The organism is Pseudonocardia sp. HH130629-09, from assembly GCF_001294645.1.
In the GTDB taxonomy this organism is placed as follows: domain Bacteria; phylum Actinomycetota; class Actinomycetes; order Mycobacteriales; family Pseudonocardiaceae; genus Pseudonocardia.
In genome coordinates this window covers 4,011,963-4,026,213 of record NZ_CP011868.1, presented here as the reverse complement: position 1 = coordinate 4,026,213, position 14,251 = coordinate 4,011,963, and the positions used below count along the sequence as shown (strand labels likewise).

The 14,251-nt window shown below is 73.0% G+C and carries 13 protein-coding genes; 11 read left to right on the top strand and 2 right to left on the bottom strand.

Annotation, left to right across the window (positions count from 1 at the left end):
- The first annotated feature begins 194 nt into the window (after positions 1-194).
- The 6 genes from XF36_RS18505 (at position 195) to XF36_RS18480 (ending at position 7,634) form a co-directional block, all read left to right on the top strand.
- Positions 195-1,307, top strand: coding sequence for an NDMA-dependent alcohol dehydrogenase (locus XF36_RS18505; protein WP_060712936.1), 1,113 nt, complete (start codon positions 195-197; stop codon positions 1,305-1,307).
- A 5-nt stretch (positions 1,308-1,312) separates the two neighbouring features.
- Entirely contained in the window at positions 1,313-2,008 is a 696-nt protein-coding gene (locus XF36_RS18500) for an enoyl-CoA hydratase/isomerase family protein (RefSeq protein ID WP_168169540.1), read from the top strand.
- 34 nt (positions 2,009-2,042) lie between these two features.
- Positions 2,043-3,023, top strand: coding sequence for an NAD(P)H-dependent flavin oxidoreductase (locus XF36_RS18495; protein WP_060712934.1), 981 nt, complete (start codon positions 2,043-2,045; stop codon positions 3,021-3,023).
- A gap of 113 nt (positions 3,024-3,136) precedes the next feature.
- Complete coding sequence (locus tag XF36_RS18490) at positions 3,137-4,651, top strand: class I adenylate-forming enzyme family protein (RefSeq protein WP_060712933.1); 1,515 nt, start codon at positions 3,137-3,139, stop codon at positions 4,649-4,651.
- 91 nt (positions 4,652-4,742) lie between these two features.
- Positions 4,743-6,431, top strand: coding sequence for an FAD-dependent oxidoreductase (locus tag XF36_RS18485; RefSeq protein ID WP_060712932.1), 1,689 nt, complete (start codon positions 4,743-4,745; stop codon positions 6,429-6,431).
- A 51-nt stretch (positions 6,432-6,482) separates the two neighbouring features.
- Positions 6,483-7,634, top strand: coding sequence for an acyl-CoA dehydrogenase family protein (locus XF36_RS18480; protein WP_060712931.1), 1,152 nt, complete (start codon positions 6,483-6,485; stop codon positions 7,632-7,634).
- Positions 7,635-7,641: 7 nt separating this feature from the next.
- On the opposite strand, the gene XF36_RS18475 is transcribed toward XF36_RS18480, so the two are convergent.
- Entirely contained in the window at positions 7,642-8,565 is a 924-nt protein-coding gene (locus tag XF36_RS18475) for a TIGR03621 family F420-dependent LLM class oxidoreductase (RefSeq protein WP_060712930.1), read from the bottom strand.
- 98 nt (positions 8,566-8,663) lie between these two features.
- Here XF36_RS18475 and XF36_RS18470 point away from each other — a divergent pair, with 98 nt between their 5' ends.
- The gene (locus tag XF36_RS18470) at positions 8,664-9,872 is read left to right on the top strand and encodes a CaiB/BaiF CoA transferase family protein (protein WP_060714808.1); all 1,209 of its coding nucleotides are present in this window, start codon (positions 8,664-8,666) and stop codon (positions 9,870-9,872) included.
- Positions 9,869-11,014, top strand: a complete 1,146-nt coding sequence (locus XF36_RS18465; RefSeq protein ID WP_060712929.1) for an aromatic ring-hydroxylating oxygenase subunit alpha — start codon at positions 9,869-9,871, stop codon at positions 11,012-11,014. Before XF36_RS18470 ends, XF36_RS18465 begins: the two co-directional genes overlap by 4 nt.
- A 16-nt stretch (positions 11,015-11,030) precedes the next feature.
- Here XF36_RS18465 and XF36_RS18460 read toward each other — a convergent pair whose 3' ends face one another.
- Positions 11,031-11,636 carry a TetR/AcrR family transcriptional regulator gene (locus XF36_RS18460; protein WP_202968419.1) on the bottom strand — a complete coding sequence of 202 codons (606 nt, stop codon included), beginning with the start codon at positions 11,634-11,636 and terminating at the stop codon, positions 11,031-11,033.
- A gap of 120 nt (positions 11,637-11,756) precedes the next feature.
- On the opposite strand from XF36_RS18460, the gene XF36_RS18455 reads away from it, so the two are divergent.
- Genes XF36_RS18455 through XF36_RS18445 form a run of 3 tightly spaced genes read left to right on the top strand, consistent with a single transcriptional unit; the run spans position 11,757 to position 14,221 of the window.
- A complete protein-coding gene (locus XF36_RS18455; RefSeq protein ID WP_060712928.1) occupies positions 11,757-12,518 on the top strand; it encodes an SDR family oxidoreductase in 762 nt (253 codons plus the stop codon).
- A gap of 27 nt (positions 12,519-12,545) precedes the next feature.
- Entirely contained in the window at positions 12,546-13,388 is an 843-nt protein-coding gene (locus XF36_RS18450) for an enoyl-CoA hydratase/isomerase family protein (protein WP_060712927.1), read from the top strand.
- Entirely contained in the window at positions 13,385-14,221 is an 837-nt protein-coding gene (locus tag XF36_RS18445; protein WP_060712926.1) for an SDR family oxidoreductase, read from the top strand. Before XF36_RS18450 ends, XF36_RS18445 begins: the two co-directional genes overlap by 4 nt.
- Positions 14,222-14,251 lie beyond the last annotated feature (30 nt).

Here is a 14,251-nt window from a genome sequence, read left to right as displayed (position 1 = left end):
TGGTGCAATGCATCTTGAGTTGTCCGTTACGAGACAAAAACACGAAGACGTATTGACGGCCCTACCTACCAACTTTAGGCTGGCCACGCTCTGGAGGGTCCCGATCTTCCCCGGCCCCCTCGCCGAGGCCGTCGAGGGAGACGGTCACTCCGCTCCGAGCGGCATACCGCACATTCCCCGAGAGGAACAAGACGATGAAGTCGAGGGCAGCTGTCCTGTGGGAGGCACCGAGCGAGTGGGACGTCATCGAGATCGACGTCGACGAGCCGAAGGAACACGAGGTCCTCGTACGGTACAAGTCCGCTGGGCTGTGCCACTCCGACGACCATCTCGCCAAGGGTGACGTGCCGTCGGCCCACTACCCCTACTGCGGCGGGCACGAGGGTGCCGGCGTGGTCGAGCAGGTCGGGTCCGGAGTGCGGGACCTGCAGCCCGGCGACCACATCGTGGCCAGCTTCATCCCCGGCTGCGGCCGCTGCCGCTGGTGCGCCGAGGGCAAGCAGAACCTCTGCGACAACGGCGCGTTCATGATGACCGGGACCCAGCTCGACGGAACCTTCCGGCTGCACCACGGCGACACCGACGTCGCCCAGTGCTCGTTGGTGTCGACCTTCTCCGAGTACAGCGTCCTCCCCGAGTGGGGCGCCATCAAGATCGACAAGAGCATCCCGCTGGAGAGCGCCGCCCTCGTGGGCTGCGGTGTCCCGACCGGGTGGGGATCCGCGGTCAACGCCGGCCAGGTGCGGCCCGGGCACGTCGTGATCGTCATGGGTGTCGGCGGGATCGGCATCAACGCGGTGCAGGGCGCGAAGCACGGTGGCGCCCTCCGCGTCATCGCGGTCGACCCGGTCGGGTTCAAGCGCGAGAGCGCGCTCAAGCTCGGTGCGACCGACGCGGTCGGCACCATGGCCGAGGCCACCGCACTGGCCAAGGACCTGACCAACGGCCAGGGCGCGGACAGCGCGATCGTCTGCGTCGGCGTGGCGACCGGCGAGCACGTCGCCGAGGCGTTCGCGTCGGTCCGCAAGGACGGCGTCGTGGTGCTCACCGCGGTCGCGAACTTCATGACCACCGGCATCCCGGTGAACCTGATGGAGCTCGCGATGTACCAGAAGCGGATCCAGGGTGCCCTGTTCGGGATGTCGTCGCCGACCCGCGACGTGCCCTACTTCCTGAACATGTACCAGCAGGGCTACCTGCGGCTCGACGAGCTCGTGAGCCGGCGGTACAAGCTCGAGGAGATCAACCAGGGCTACGCCGACATGCACGCGGGCCTGAACCTGCGCGGAGTGGTCGACTTCGCGTGACCGGCGTGGGGCAGGCGGAGGTGGCCGTCCGGCGGAGCGGTCCGGCGGCGACGATCGAGCTGTCGAACCCCGGCCGGCGCAACGCGCTGACCGCGTCGATGCTCGACGAGCTGTACCGCCTGCTGACCGAGCTCGACGACGACCCGCAGGTGCGGGTCGTCGTCGTGACCGGGCGGGACGGCGACTTCTGCTCCGGGGCCGACCTGTCGGCGGTGTCCGACGAGCGGCACCCGCTCGGCTCGATGAACCGGATCAACCGGGCGGCGCTGGCGCTGCACCGGATGGCCACGCCGACCGTCGCGCGCGTCGACGGGGTGGCCGTCGGGGCGGGGCTGAACCTGGCACTGGCCTGCGACCTCGTCGTCGCGTCCGACCGGGCCCGCTTCTCCGAGGTGTTCGTCCGGCGCGGGCTGGCCGTCGACTTCGGCGGGTCCTGGGTCCTGCCCCGCCTGGTCGGCCTGCACCGGGCGAAGGAGCTCTGCCTGCTCGGCGAGATCGTCACCGCGGCCCGCGCCGCCGAGATCGGCCTGGTCAACCGGGTCGTGACGGTGTCCGAACTGGACACCGTCACGGGCGACCTGGTGGACCGGCTCGCCGTCGGGCCCGCGGTGGCGATGGCGCTGACCAAGCGGCTGCTCACCGACGGCGGTGACCGCAGCATCTCCGAGGCCCTGGACGCGGAGTTCACCGAGCGGCTCTGACGCCGCCGCACCGGATCCCAGCGGGAGGAGACAGATGGCGCTGCGTACGAGGTTCACCGAGGTCTTCGGGATCGAGCACCCGGTCGTCCAGGGCGGGATGCAGTGGGTGGGCCGCGCGGAGCTCGTCGCCGCGGTCGCCGAGGCCGGCGGCCTCGGCTTCCTGACCGCGCTGACCCAGCCGACCCCCGAGGACCTGGCGAAGGAGATCGCGCGCTGCCGCGAGCTCACCGACCGGCCGTTCGGGGTGAACCTGACGATCCTCCCGGCGATCGACCCGCCGCCGTACGACGAGTACCGGCGGGTGATCGTCGAGTCCGGCATCCCGATCGTCGAGACGGCCGGGTCCAACCCCGAGCCGCACCTCCCGCTCTTCCACGAGCACGGTGTGAAGGTGCTGCACAAGTGCACCAGCGTGCGGCACGCCCTCAAGGCCGAGCGGGTGGGCGTCGACGGCGTGAGCATCGACGGGTTCGAGTGCGCGGGGCACCCCGGCGAGGACGACGTGCCGGGGCTGGTCCTGATCCCGGCGGCGACGGCCCGCCTCTCGGTCCCGGTGGTGGCCTCGGGCGGGTTCGCCGACGGCCGCGGCCTCGCGGCGGCGCTCGCACTCGGCGCCGACGGCATCAACATGGGCACCCGGTTCATGGCGACCGCCGAGGCGCCGGTGCACCGGAACGTGAAGCAGGCGATCGTGGACGCCGACGAGCGGGCCACCGACCTGATCTTCCGCCCGCTGCGGAACACCGCACGGGTGGCGCGGAACGCGGTCAGCACCGAGGTCGTCCGGATCCTCGACGAGGGCGGGCAGTTCCCCGACGTCCGCGAGCTGGTGGCGGGGGCTCGCGGACGGACCGTGTTCGAGACCGGCGAGCTCGACGCCGGTGTCTGGACGGCGGGCCAGTGCCAGGGACTGATCGACGACATCCCCACCGTCGCCGAGCTGGTGCACCGCATCGTCGCCGACGCCGAGGAGGTGCTCGGCCGGCTCGCCGGCCGGGTCGTCGTACCGGCCTGACCCGTACCGGGCCGGCCAGGCGGCCAACCGAAGGATGTCCACGTGACCGGGAGCCCGGGGCCCGAGGCCCTGTCCGGTCGCCGGCTGCGCACCGTGGCGCGAGAAGGAGAATCATGGCGACGTCAGTTGCATCGGCCCTGCACTGGTGGGCTCGTCGGAAGCCGGACCAGCAGGCCGTCGTCGTCGGCGACGACGCCGTGACCTACCGGCAGCTGCAGGACTGGTCCGGACGGCTCGCCCGCCGGCTGGTCGGGGAGGGCGTCTCGCCCGGCAACCGGATCGGCCTGATGAGCACGAACAGCGTCGAGTGGGTCGTGACGGCCTGGGGGATCATCAAGGCGGGCGGCGTGCTCGTCCCGCTCAACCCCCGGCTGGTCGCGAGCGAGCTGCACAAGATCCTCGGCGACTCCGGCGCCGGGGTGGTCGTGACCGCTGAGGCGCACGAGGAGACGCTCAAGGAGGTCGTCGGGCTCGGGCACGACCTCACGACCGTCCCGTTCGACGAGGTCGGCCGGCTCCGAACCGGCGGCACCGACGACTTCCGGATCGACCTCGACCCCGCGGACCCGGTGGCGATCCTGTTCACCAGCGGGTCGACCGGCCTGTCCAAGGGTGTCGTCTGCACCAACCGGACGCTGCTCGACATCGTCTTCGAGAACTCGCTGACCGACCCCGGGATGCGGCCCGGCGCGCGGACGCTCCTGCTGCTGCCCCTGGCCTTCACCCCGGGCCTGGTCTACGGCGTGGTGATCACCGGTGTGCTCGGCGGGACGCTGGTCGCGGAGCGGGAGATGAAGCCCTCGCGCGCCGTGCAGCTGATCGAGAAGCACCGGATCACCGTCATGTTCGGCGTGCCGCTGATCTTCCAGGCGCTAGCTGCGACCCCGGAGTTCGCCGACGCCGACCTCAGCAGCCTGGACACCGCGATCGTCGGTGGCGCGGCGGTACCCGTGCCGCTGCTGGAGGCGTACGCGGCGAAGGACGTCGTGCTCCGCCAGATCTACGGGATGACCGAGGTCGGCGGCGTCGCGACCGCGACGTGGCCGGAGGAGGCCGCCGACCACCCCGACAAGTGCGGCAGCGGCAACGTCTTCACCGAGATCAAGGTCGTCCGCCACGACGGCACCGAGTGCGATCCCGGCGAGAACGGCGAGATCGTCATGCGCGGGCCCGGTGTCACACCCGGGTACTGGCAGGACGAGGAGAACACCGCCACGGCGCTGCGCGACGGCTGGCTGCACAGCGGCGACCTCGGGAACCGCGACGAGGGCGGCCGGCTCACCTTCGTCGACCGGCTCAAGGACCTGATCATCACCGGTGGCATCAACGTGTCGCCGTTCGAGCTGGAGGCCGTGATCTCCCAGATCCCCGGGGTGAAGGAGGTCTCGGTGATCGCCGCCGAGGACGAGCGGTTCGGCGAGACCCCGGCGGCGATCGTCTGGGGCGAGGGCCTCGACGAGGCTTCGATCATCGCGGAGTGCAACCGGCACATGGCGGACTACAAGGTCCCGCGCTACGTCGTGGTCCGCGAGGACCCGCTGCCGCGGCTGCCCAGCGGGAAGATCGCGAAGCCGGCGATCCGCACCGAGTACTCGGACATCACGTCCACCCACCAGAAGGTGCGTTGATCCCCAGCGCGACGCATCCCTCCGGCGGCGGCGGGCCCCGACGGGCCCGCCGCCGCCGGCCTGCTCCCGTCCGCACCGTCGAGGACCACCGATGACCCATGTGATCACCCGCTCGTGCTGCAACGACGCGTCGTGCGTCGAGGTCTGCCCCGTCGACTGCATCCACCCGACGCCCGACGAGCCCGGTTACGCGACCGCCGAGATGCTCTACATCGATCCGGACACCTGCATCGACTGCGCGGCCTGCATCGACGTGTGCCCGGTGTCGGCGATCGTGCCGGACGAGGACCTCGAACCGGTCGACGAGCGCTACCTACGGATCAACGCGGCCTGGTACGACGGCCGGGAGCCGGCCGCGCGGACGGGGCGGACCGAGCCGGAGATCAGCTCGCCCGAGGGGGCGGGGCCGTTGCGGGTCGCCGTCGTCGGGACCGGGCCGGCCGCCTGCTACGCCGCGGAGAGCATGCTGCGCCGGCGCGGGCTGGACGTCGAGATCACGATGATCGACCGCCTGCCGGTGCCGGGCGGCCTGATCCGGCACGGCGTGGCTCCCGACCACCAGGACACCAAGGGCGCGGGCACCGCGCTCGCCCGCACCTGGGGGCGTCGGAAGGTCGCCCTGCACCTCAACGTCGAGGTGGGGGAGCACATCGGGCACGACGAGCTGCTCGCCCACCATCACGCAGTGCTCTATGCGGTCGGTGCCCCGGGCGGGCGGAGCCTCGGGATCACCGGGGAGGACCTGCCCGGCTGCAGCTCGGCCACCGACTTCGTGGCCTGGTACAACGGCCACCCGGACGCCGCGGACCGGCGGTTCGACCTGTCCGGCGAGCGCGCGGTCGTCGTCGGCAACGGCAACGTCGCCCTCGATGTCGCCCGCGTGCTGGTCGCGGGGGAGGAGCACCTGGCGGGCACCGACACCTCGGCGCACGCGCTCGCCGCGCTGCGGGACAGCGCGGTCCGCGAAGTCGTGGTCCTCGGCCGCCGGGGCCCCGCCCAGGCGGCGTTCACGACCCCCGAGCTCCTGGCGCTCGGCGACCTTCCCGGGATCGACGTCGTCGTCGACCCCGCGGAGATCGAGCTCGACGAGGTCACGGCGGCCCGGTTGGAGCGGGAGCCGGATCCGGTCCTCGCCCTGAAGCTGGACGCGCTGCGCGAGCTCGCCGGGCGCGAGCCGGGCGGTGCCGGCCGCCGCATCGTCCTCCGGTTCCTCACCGGGCCCGACGAGATCCTCGGGGAGGAGCGCGTCGAGGGCGTCCGCGTCGCGCGGAACACCGCGGTCGCCGACGGGGACCGGGTCGCCGCCCGGCCGACCGGCGAGACCGAGGACCTCGACTGCGGGCTCGTCCTCACCTCGGTCGGCTACCGCGGCGCGCGGATCCCCGAGGTGCCCTTCGACGAGCAGCGCGGAGTCCTCCCGAACGACGACGGACGGGTCACCGACCCGGACACCGGCGAGGCCGTCACCGGCGTCTACACCGCGGGCTGGATCAAGCGTGGCCCGAGCGGCGTGATCGGGACGAACCGCTGGTGTGCCGAGGACACCGTGAACGCCCTGCTGGCGGACTGGTCGGCGGGCCGGCTGGACACCCCGCGGGCCGGGGGGCCGGAGTTCTCGGCGCTGGTGGCCGAGCGGAGGCCCGAGGCGATGGGGCTCGCCGAGTGGAAGGCGATCGACGCCCACGAGCGGCGGACCGGCCGGGGCGAGGGACGCCCCCGGGTCAAGCTCGTCGACATCCGGGACATGCTCGACGTGGTCGAGGCCGCGGCGACCCGCTGACACCGTCCGTCCCGTTCACCGCCGGTCCGACCGGCCGGAAGGAGAGACCGCGTGGAGACCGACCTGTACGAGGCCGACCACGAGGCGTACCGCGAGACGGCCCGGGCCTTCGTGACCCGGGAGGTGGTGCCCAACGTGGAGCGGTGGGACACCGACCGGCAGATCGACCGGGAGACGTGGAAGAAGGCGGGCGCGGCCGGCCTGGTCGGGCTCGCGGTGCCGGAGGAGTACGGCGGCGCGGGGGAGCCGGACTACCGGTTCCGCTTCGTGCTGTCCGAGGAGATCGCCGCGGCCGGGGCGGCGTCCCTGCAGTCCGCGTTCGGGACCAACGACGACATCGTCCTCGGCTACCTGCTGAACCTCGCCGGCCCGGAGCAGCGGGAGCGCTGGCTCCCCGGCTTCGCGACCGGGGAGACGATCGCCGCCATCGCGATGAGCGAGCCGGCCGCGGGCAGTGACCTGCGGGGCATCGCGACGACCGCCGTCCGCGACGGCGACCACTGGGTCCTCAACGGCTCCAAGACGTTCATCAGCAACGGGATCACCTCGGACCTGGTCGTCGTCGTGACCCGCACCGACCCGGACGCGCGCTCCGCCGGGTACTCCCTGTTCGTCGTCGAGCGGGACACCCCGGGCTTCGAGCGCGGCCGCAAGCTGGACAAGATCGGGCTCCCCGGCCAGGACACCGCGGAGCTGTTCTTCCAGGACGCGCGGGTGCCGGCGGCCAACCTGCTCGGCGAGCTCGGCGGCGGACTGCCCGCGCTGATGCAGAACCTGCCCCGTGAGCGGATGGGCATCGCGGTCGCCGCGCAGTGCTCGGCCGAGGCCGCGTTCCGGTGGACGCTCGACCACACCCGCGAGCGCACGGCCTTCGGCAAGCCGCTCGCCGCGCAGCAGAGCGTCGGGTTCACCCTCGCCGACCTCCGGACCCGGATCAAGGTGACCCGCAGCTACGTCGACCGGTGCGTCCGCGAGCTGAACGCGGGCCGGCTCACCCCGGTGGACGCGGCCAAGGCCAAGTGGTGGGCCACCGAGATGCAGTGGCAGGTGATCGACGCCGGGGTCCAGCTGCACGGCGGCTACGGCTACATGACCGAGTACCCGATCGCGCGTGCCTTCACCGACGCCCGGGTCCAGCGGATCTACGGCGGCGCGAACGAGGTCATGAAGGAGATCATCAGCCGGGACCTCGTCCGGGACTGAGAGCCCCTCAGGTCCCGGCGAGCTCGGCGACGACCGGGGCCATCCGCTCCAGCAGCGTCTCGTTCACCGTCAGGTAGCTCACGCCAGTCTCGTCGCGGCGGCGGCGGAGCTCGTCGGCGATCTCCGCGGTGTCCCCCACGAGCACGCTGGGCAGCCGCGGTACCTCGCCGGGCGCGACGCCGAAGCTGTCGGCCAGTCGGTCGATCCGGGCGGTGTCGGCGCGGTCGTGGATCCCGGTGATCGACATGTGCAGCTCGACCGTGGCCCCGCGGGCCGCGGCCAGCTCCCGGATGCGGGCCGCCTTGGCGGTGACCTGCTCCCGCCCGGTGGTGCGTGCCGCGTCGCGGCCGATCCGGCCGCTCCGCATGTCCGGGGCGATCCCGACGACGTCGGCGTGCCGGGCCGCGAGATCGAGCACCCGCCGCCCGCCGCCGCCCACGAGCAGCCGCGGCGGGGCCGCGGTGGCGGCCCCCTCCGGCAGGGCGTCCAGCACGTAGTGGGTCCCGGCGAACGACGTCCGCCCGGCCCAGCACCCCCGGATCAGCGCGAGTGCCTCGCCGAGGCGGTCGACCCGCTCGGCCGGCTCCCGGAACGGGTGGCCGAGCATCGTGTGGTCGGCGGCCATCCAGCCCGCCCCGATGCCCAGCTCGAACCGGCCGCCGGTCGCGGCGGCGAGCCACGCGGCGTCCCGCGCGACGACGGCCGGGTGGCCGGTCTCGTTGTCCAGCACCAGCGTCCCGACGGTCAGCTCCGACGTGGTCGCGGCCGCCGTCGCGAGCGCGGGCAGCGGAGGTACCGACGGCACGCTGAAGTGCTGGGGGACCTGGAGCACCGACCAGCCCTGGTCCTCGACCCGCCGGGCGAACGCCGGCCAGCCTCCCGGACCGCAGGTGGCACCGGTGCTGAGCACCCCGAAACGGAATCCCGACATCGCTTCACCTTAAGGAAGAAGGTAGCTGTCGGCGCCGTGAGATGATTGACAGAAATTGTCTCACGTGTCACGGTTCGGCGACGGACGGAGGAGGAGTGGTGGGCGGATACTCGTTGCTCGACGGCGTGCGTGTCGTCGAGGTCGCGCAGCTGGCGCCGTCGTCGGTCGGCGGGCACCTCGCCGATCTCGGCGCGGACGTCATCAAGATCGAGACGCCCGGCCGCGGCGAGGGCGTCCGGTACGCCGGGGCGCAGGCCGTCGGCGGACCGGACGGCCCCGGGTTCATGCACCTGCGGTGGAACCGCGGCAAGCGCAGCGTCGAGCTCGACCTGCGCACGGCGGAGGGCGTCGAGGCATTCCTCCGGCTCGCCGCGTCCGCCGACGCGGTGGTCGAGGGGACGAGGCACGGGTATCTCGACCGGCTCGGGCTCGGCTGGGAGCGCCTGGCCGGGCAGCGCCCGTCGACCGTGCTGTGCGAGGTCTCCGGGACCGGGGCCGAGGGGCCGTACCGCGACCTCGCCACCGGCGGGATGTGGTTCGACGCCTACGCCGGGCTGCGCACGGTGGACACCGCGCGGCCCTCCCCGCCCGGGGTGATGGGCGGCTCGGCGGAGACCCCGCAGGCGATGTACGCCGTGGGCGCGTACGGCGCAATGGCGGTCCTGGCGGCGGTGCTGCGGGCTCGCACCACCGGAGTGGGCGCGCGCCTGCAGGTGAGCAGCGCCGACGTCGCGATCGCCTGGATGCCGGACCGGATCGACGGCGCGCTGAACGCCGGCCGCACCCACCGGCGTCCGGGCTGGACCGCCGACGGGCGGCTGCCGGACTGGCCGCTGCTCGACGCGTACGCCACGAAGGACGGCGGCGCGATGGTGTTCGGCTCGCACACGCCGAAGTTCTGGCGGGCGTTCTGCGACGCGGTCGACCGGCCGGACCTGCTGGAGGTCGATCTCGCGTCGGTGGACGAGGGGTCCGACGCGCGCGCCCGGCACGTCTGGCGGGAGCTCGACGCGGTGTTCCGCACCCGGACTCGGGCCGAGTGGACCGCGCTGTTCCTGGCCCACGACATCGCGGGAGGCCCGGTCAACACGGTGACCGAGCTGGTGGACGACCCGCACTTCACGGCCCGCGCCACTACCTACGACCAGGACGGGTTCCGGTTCGCCGCCAGCCCCGTCCGGGTCGTCGGGGAGGAGTTCGCGCCGCAGCGGGCCCCGGAGTTCGGGGCCCACACCGACGAGGTGCTCGGGGAGATCCGAGCGTCCCGCCCGTCGATCACCACCACTACCCGGGGGACCGAGACATGACACTGCTGAACGACGACGTCGCACACACCCTCGCCGAGCACCTGCGTGCCGGGACCACGGAGATGTCCCCGACCGACCTCCGGGTGCCGATCTCGCACTTCGTCGGCGAGGAGCGGGCCGCGCAGGAGCGGGCGCTCCTGAAGCGGCTCCCGGTGATCGTCGGGCACGGTTCGGAGATCGCGAGGCCCGGCAGCTTTCTGACCCGCGAGATCCTCGGGATGCCGCTGATCGTCGTCCGCCGGTCGGACGGCACGGTCGGCTCCTACCTCAACATCTGCCGGCACCGCGGCGGCCGGGTGGAGGACGAGCCGTGCGGGCAGAAGCGGATCTTCACCTGCCACTACCACGGCTGGAGCTACTCCCGGGAGGACGGCGGCCTGCGCGGCGTGCCGTACGACGACTTCTACACCCACGTCGACAAGGACCGGCACGGCCTGCACCGGATCCGGACCGAGGAGCGGCACGGCTTCCTGTTCGCCGTCCTGTCCGGCGACCAGGACCTCGACATCGACGACTGGCTGGGCCCCGAGGTGGACGCGCAGCTGTCGCCCTACGGCCTCGGCGGCGCTGAGATCTTCCTCGACGAGTCGTTCACCCTGGACATCAACTGGAAGATCGTCCTCGACGGTGCGATCGACGTCCTGCACCCGAAGTTCCTGCACCCCGAGGGCGTCGGGAAGCTGATCGAGACGAACACCAGCGTGTGGCGGCAGTACGGCCGGCACGGCCAGTCCTTCAGTCCGCGGACACGGATGGGCGATCTCGCCCGCGCCGGGGAGGAGGTCGACGCCGACTTCCGGCTGATGGGTAGCAACCTGTTCCTCTACCCGAACTCGATGGTCATCTCGACGCCGGACCACGTCGAGTTCTGGACCGTGTGGCCCGACACGACCGACCCGAACCGGTCGACGACGCAGATCCGGTTCCTGGTCCGCCCGGAGAAGCGGACCGAGCGGATCGAGCGGCGGATCCGGCGGAGCTGGGAGATCCTGCAGGACGCGGCCGTGAACGAGGACTGGCCGATGGAGCTGACGATCCAGCAGAACGCGGCCGCGTGGCCGCACGGGACGTTCCTCTACGGCCGCAACGAGCAGGCCTGCCAGCACCTGCACCGCGAGCTCGCCGCCGACCTGGGCGACTGAGCCCCGGCCGGCCCGCTCAGCCAGCCGCCGTGAGCGCGGGGACGACGAAGTCGGCCACGAGCCGGCGGATGCGGTCCGTGTCCTCCGGGGTGTCCTCCAGCTGGACGATGAACATGATCTCCAGCCGGGAGATCCACTCGCACAGGCCGACCAGGTCGAGGTCCGCCCGGATCTCACCGGTGTCCCGTGCCGCGGTCAGGACGGGCTCCCAGAACTCGTGGGTCAGCTCCGTCGCCAGCCCGGTCGAGCTCAGGAGGGTGTTCGCCAGCGCCATCTGCTCGGGGGAGACCAGCGCGTGCATCAGCGGGTCCCGGTGCCCGACCCGGACGTTGAGCGTGATGCCCTCCACGACGCGCTCGGTGAGCGAGTCCAGCGCCATGATCCGGGCCCGGCTGCGCTCGATGTTCATCCGCGCGCGGCGGCGGACCAGCGCCGTCAGGAGGCTCTCTCGGTCGGAGAACGTGCGGTAGAGCGTCGCGCGGGAGATCTCCGCCGCCGATGCGACGTCCTCCATTGTCGTCTTGGCGATGCCGTAGTGGGCGAAGCACGCGTCGGCGGCGTCGAGGATCCGCTCGACGGCAGCGGAGGGCCGGGCGGTCACCGGAGGCGAGCGGTCGGGCACCCGCCCAGCATACGGAGCGGGGTCCGTGTCCCTCGACGCTCGTCCCGTGCCGGCGACGTGACAATGGACGATAGTCGTCTCACGTGTCAGGATGATCAGAACCGAGGAGAGGACGTACGCGTGCCGTCACCCGACGCCGCGGCCCGGCGGGTCGCGCTGCTCACCGGAGGGGCCCGCGGGATCGGGGCCGCGGTCGCCCGGCGGCTCGCGGCCGACGGCCACGCCGTCGCCGTCGACTACGCGACCAGCGGAGCCGAGGCCGAGGCGCTCGTCGGGGAGATCCGGGGAGCCGGCGGGACCGCGGAGTGCCTGCAGGCCGACGTCACCGATCCCGCCGCGGTGACGGAGCTGGTCGAACGGGTGACCGCGCTGTGGGCCGCGCCGTCGGTCCTGGTCAACAACGCTGGGATGAACCTGACCGCGTCGGCCCGGCGGCTCGATCCCGCCGACTGGGACCGGGTGATCGGCGTCAACCTCAGCGGGGCCTTCTACTGCACGCACGCCGTGCTCCCGGCGATGTACGAGGCGGGGCACGGCCGGATCGTGTTCGTCGGCAGCCCGGCGGCCGGCCGGTCGGTCCTGCCCGGGACCGGTGCCTACGCCGCCGCGAAGGCGGGCGTCGGGGCGCTGGTCGAGGTGCTGGCCAAGGAGACGGCGCGCCGCGGGATCACGGTCAACTCCGTGATCCCCGGGTTCGTCGAGACCGGGATGACCCGCGGCGAGGGGGAGCGGGCTATGGAGGTCCTCCGTGGACAGTGGCCGGAGATCCCGCCCGACGCCGTCGCCGACGCCGTGTCCTACCTCGTCTCGGACCGTGCGGCACACGTCTCGGGCGAGCAGCTGGGTGTGTGGCTGGGCGGCCCGTCCGGCCTGCACCGGTAGCCCGCCGAGAGTACCCCTGGAGGACGGATGACGACCACCGGCGACGCCGTACCCGCACCGGACGACCGGCCGGTCCTGACCGACCGGCCGGAGCCGGGGATCCTGCGGATCACCCTGAACCGGCCCGGGGCGCTCAACGCCATGAGTGCGGAGCTGATCGAGGCCCTGCACGACGAGCTGCGCGCGGTCCAGGAGGACTCCGGGGTCCGCGCGATCGTGCTCACCGGCGCCGGCCGGGCGTTCTGCGCGGGCCTCGACCTCCGTGGCTACGGGGACCCACCGGGCAGCCCCGCGGAGGAGGGACGCTCCCAGGCGGGGATGCGCGTCCAGCAGCACATCTCGAGCCTCGGCGAGACCTTCCGGCGGGTCCGGGCTCCGATCATCGGCGCCGTCAACGGCGCGGCGGTCGGTGGCGGCATGGCGCTGGCCGTGTTCTGCGACATCCGACTGATGGCACGCTCGGCGATCCTGCAGGCGTCGTTCATCCGGCGCGGTCTCGGCGGCACCGACATCGGGCTGAGCTGGCTGCTGCCCCGGATGGTCGGCTTCGCCCGGGCGACCGACCTGATCCTCACCGGCCGGACGGTCGACGCGGACGAGGCGGAGCGGATCGGCCTGGTCGCGGCGGTCGTCGACGACGACGTGCTGCAGGAGGCCGCCCTGGAGCGGGCCCGGCTCATCGCCGGCCACAGCCCCTTCGGCGTGTGGATGAGCAAGGAGGTCCTGTGGGCGAACCAGGAGACCGGCAGCTTTCAGGCGGCGGTCGAGCTGGAGAACCGCTCGCAGATCCTGACCGCGCTGACGAAGGACCACCGCGAGGCGGTCGAGGCGTTCCTGGAGAAGCGCCCGCCCGTGTTCCGGAACCGGTGACGGGCTCCGCGCTGGCCGGGCGCACCGCGGTCGTGACCGGGGCGGCGAGCGGGATCGGGGCGGCGGTCGCCGCGCGGTTCGTCGCCGAGGGCGCCTCGGTGCTCGTATGCGACGTCGACACCGGGCGCGGTGCGGCGCTCGCCGGCGAGCTGGGGCCGCGGGCCCGGTTCCGGCGGGTCGACGTGCTGCGGGAGTCCGACGTGGAGGGCGCCGTCGCGGAGGTGCTCGACCGGGACGGCCGTCTGGACTGCCTGGTCGCCAACGCCGGTGCCGTCGGCCGGTGGCGCTTCGTGGACGACGTCCCGGCCGACGAGTGGGACGCCGCGTTCGCGCTGCTCTGCCGCTCGGTCCTGTTCGGGATCAAGCACGCGGTGCCGCCGATGCGGGCCTCCGGGCACGGCAGCATCGTCGCCACCGGCAGCGTGGCGGGCGTGCGGACCGGGTACGGTCCGCACGCCCACGGGGCGGCGAAGGCCGCGGTCGCCCAGCTCGTCCGCAGCGCCGCCGTCGAGCTCGCCCCCGACGGGATCCGGGTGAACACGCTCGTCCCCGGCGGTGTGGCGACGCGGATCGTGGGGCACGGCGCGGGCCTCACCGGTGACGCGCTGGACCGCTCGGTCGGCACGGTCCGGGAGAACCTGCGGTCGTTGCAGCCGCTGCCCCGTGCCGGGGAGCCCGACGACCTGGCCGACGCCGCGGTGTTCCTCGCCTCGGACGCGTCGGGCTTCGTCACCGGCCAGGAGCTGGTGGTGGACGGCGGCGCGTCCCTGGGCCGGGGGTGGCCCGCCGACGCGGTCCGGGCGGCGGCCCGGGCGCAGCAGCGCCACCGCTGACCCGGCGGGCCCGGACCGGGCCCGCCGGGC

Bases quoted from the DNA above. Each gene is read 5' to 3' on its own strand.
- XF36_RS18505 (WP_060712936.1), top strand. From the start codon at position 195: ATGAAGTCGAGGGCAGCTGTCCTGTGGGAGGCACCGAGCGAGTGGGAC.
- XF36_RS18495 (WP_060712934.1), top strand. From the start codon at position 2,043: ATGGCGCTGCGTACGAGGTTCACCGAGGTCTTCGGGATCGAGCACCCG.
- XF36_RS18490 (WP_060712933.1), top strand. From the start codon at position 3,137: ATGGCGACGTCAGTTGCATCGGCCCTGCACTGGTGGGCTCGTCGGAAG.
- XF36_RS18485 (WP_060712932.1), top strand. From the start codon at position 4,743: ATGACCCATGTGATCACCCGCTCGTGCTGCAACGACGCGTCGTGCGTC.
- XF36_RS18475 (WP_060712930.1), bottom strand. From the start codon at position 8,565: ATGTCGGGATTCCGTTTCGGGGTGCTCAGCACCGGTGCCACCTGCGGT.
- XF36_RS18465 (WP_060712929.1), top strand. From the start codon at position 9,869: ATGACACTGCTGAACGACGACGTCGCACACACCCTCGCCGAGCACCTG.
- XF36_RS18450 (WP_060712927.1), top strand. From the start codon at position 12,546: ATGACGACCACCGGCGACGCCGTACCCGCACCGGACGACCGGCCGGTC.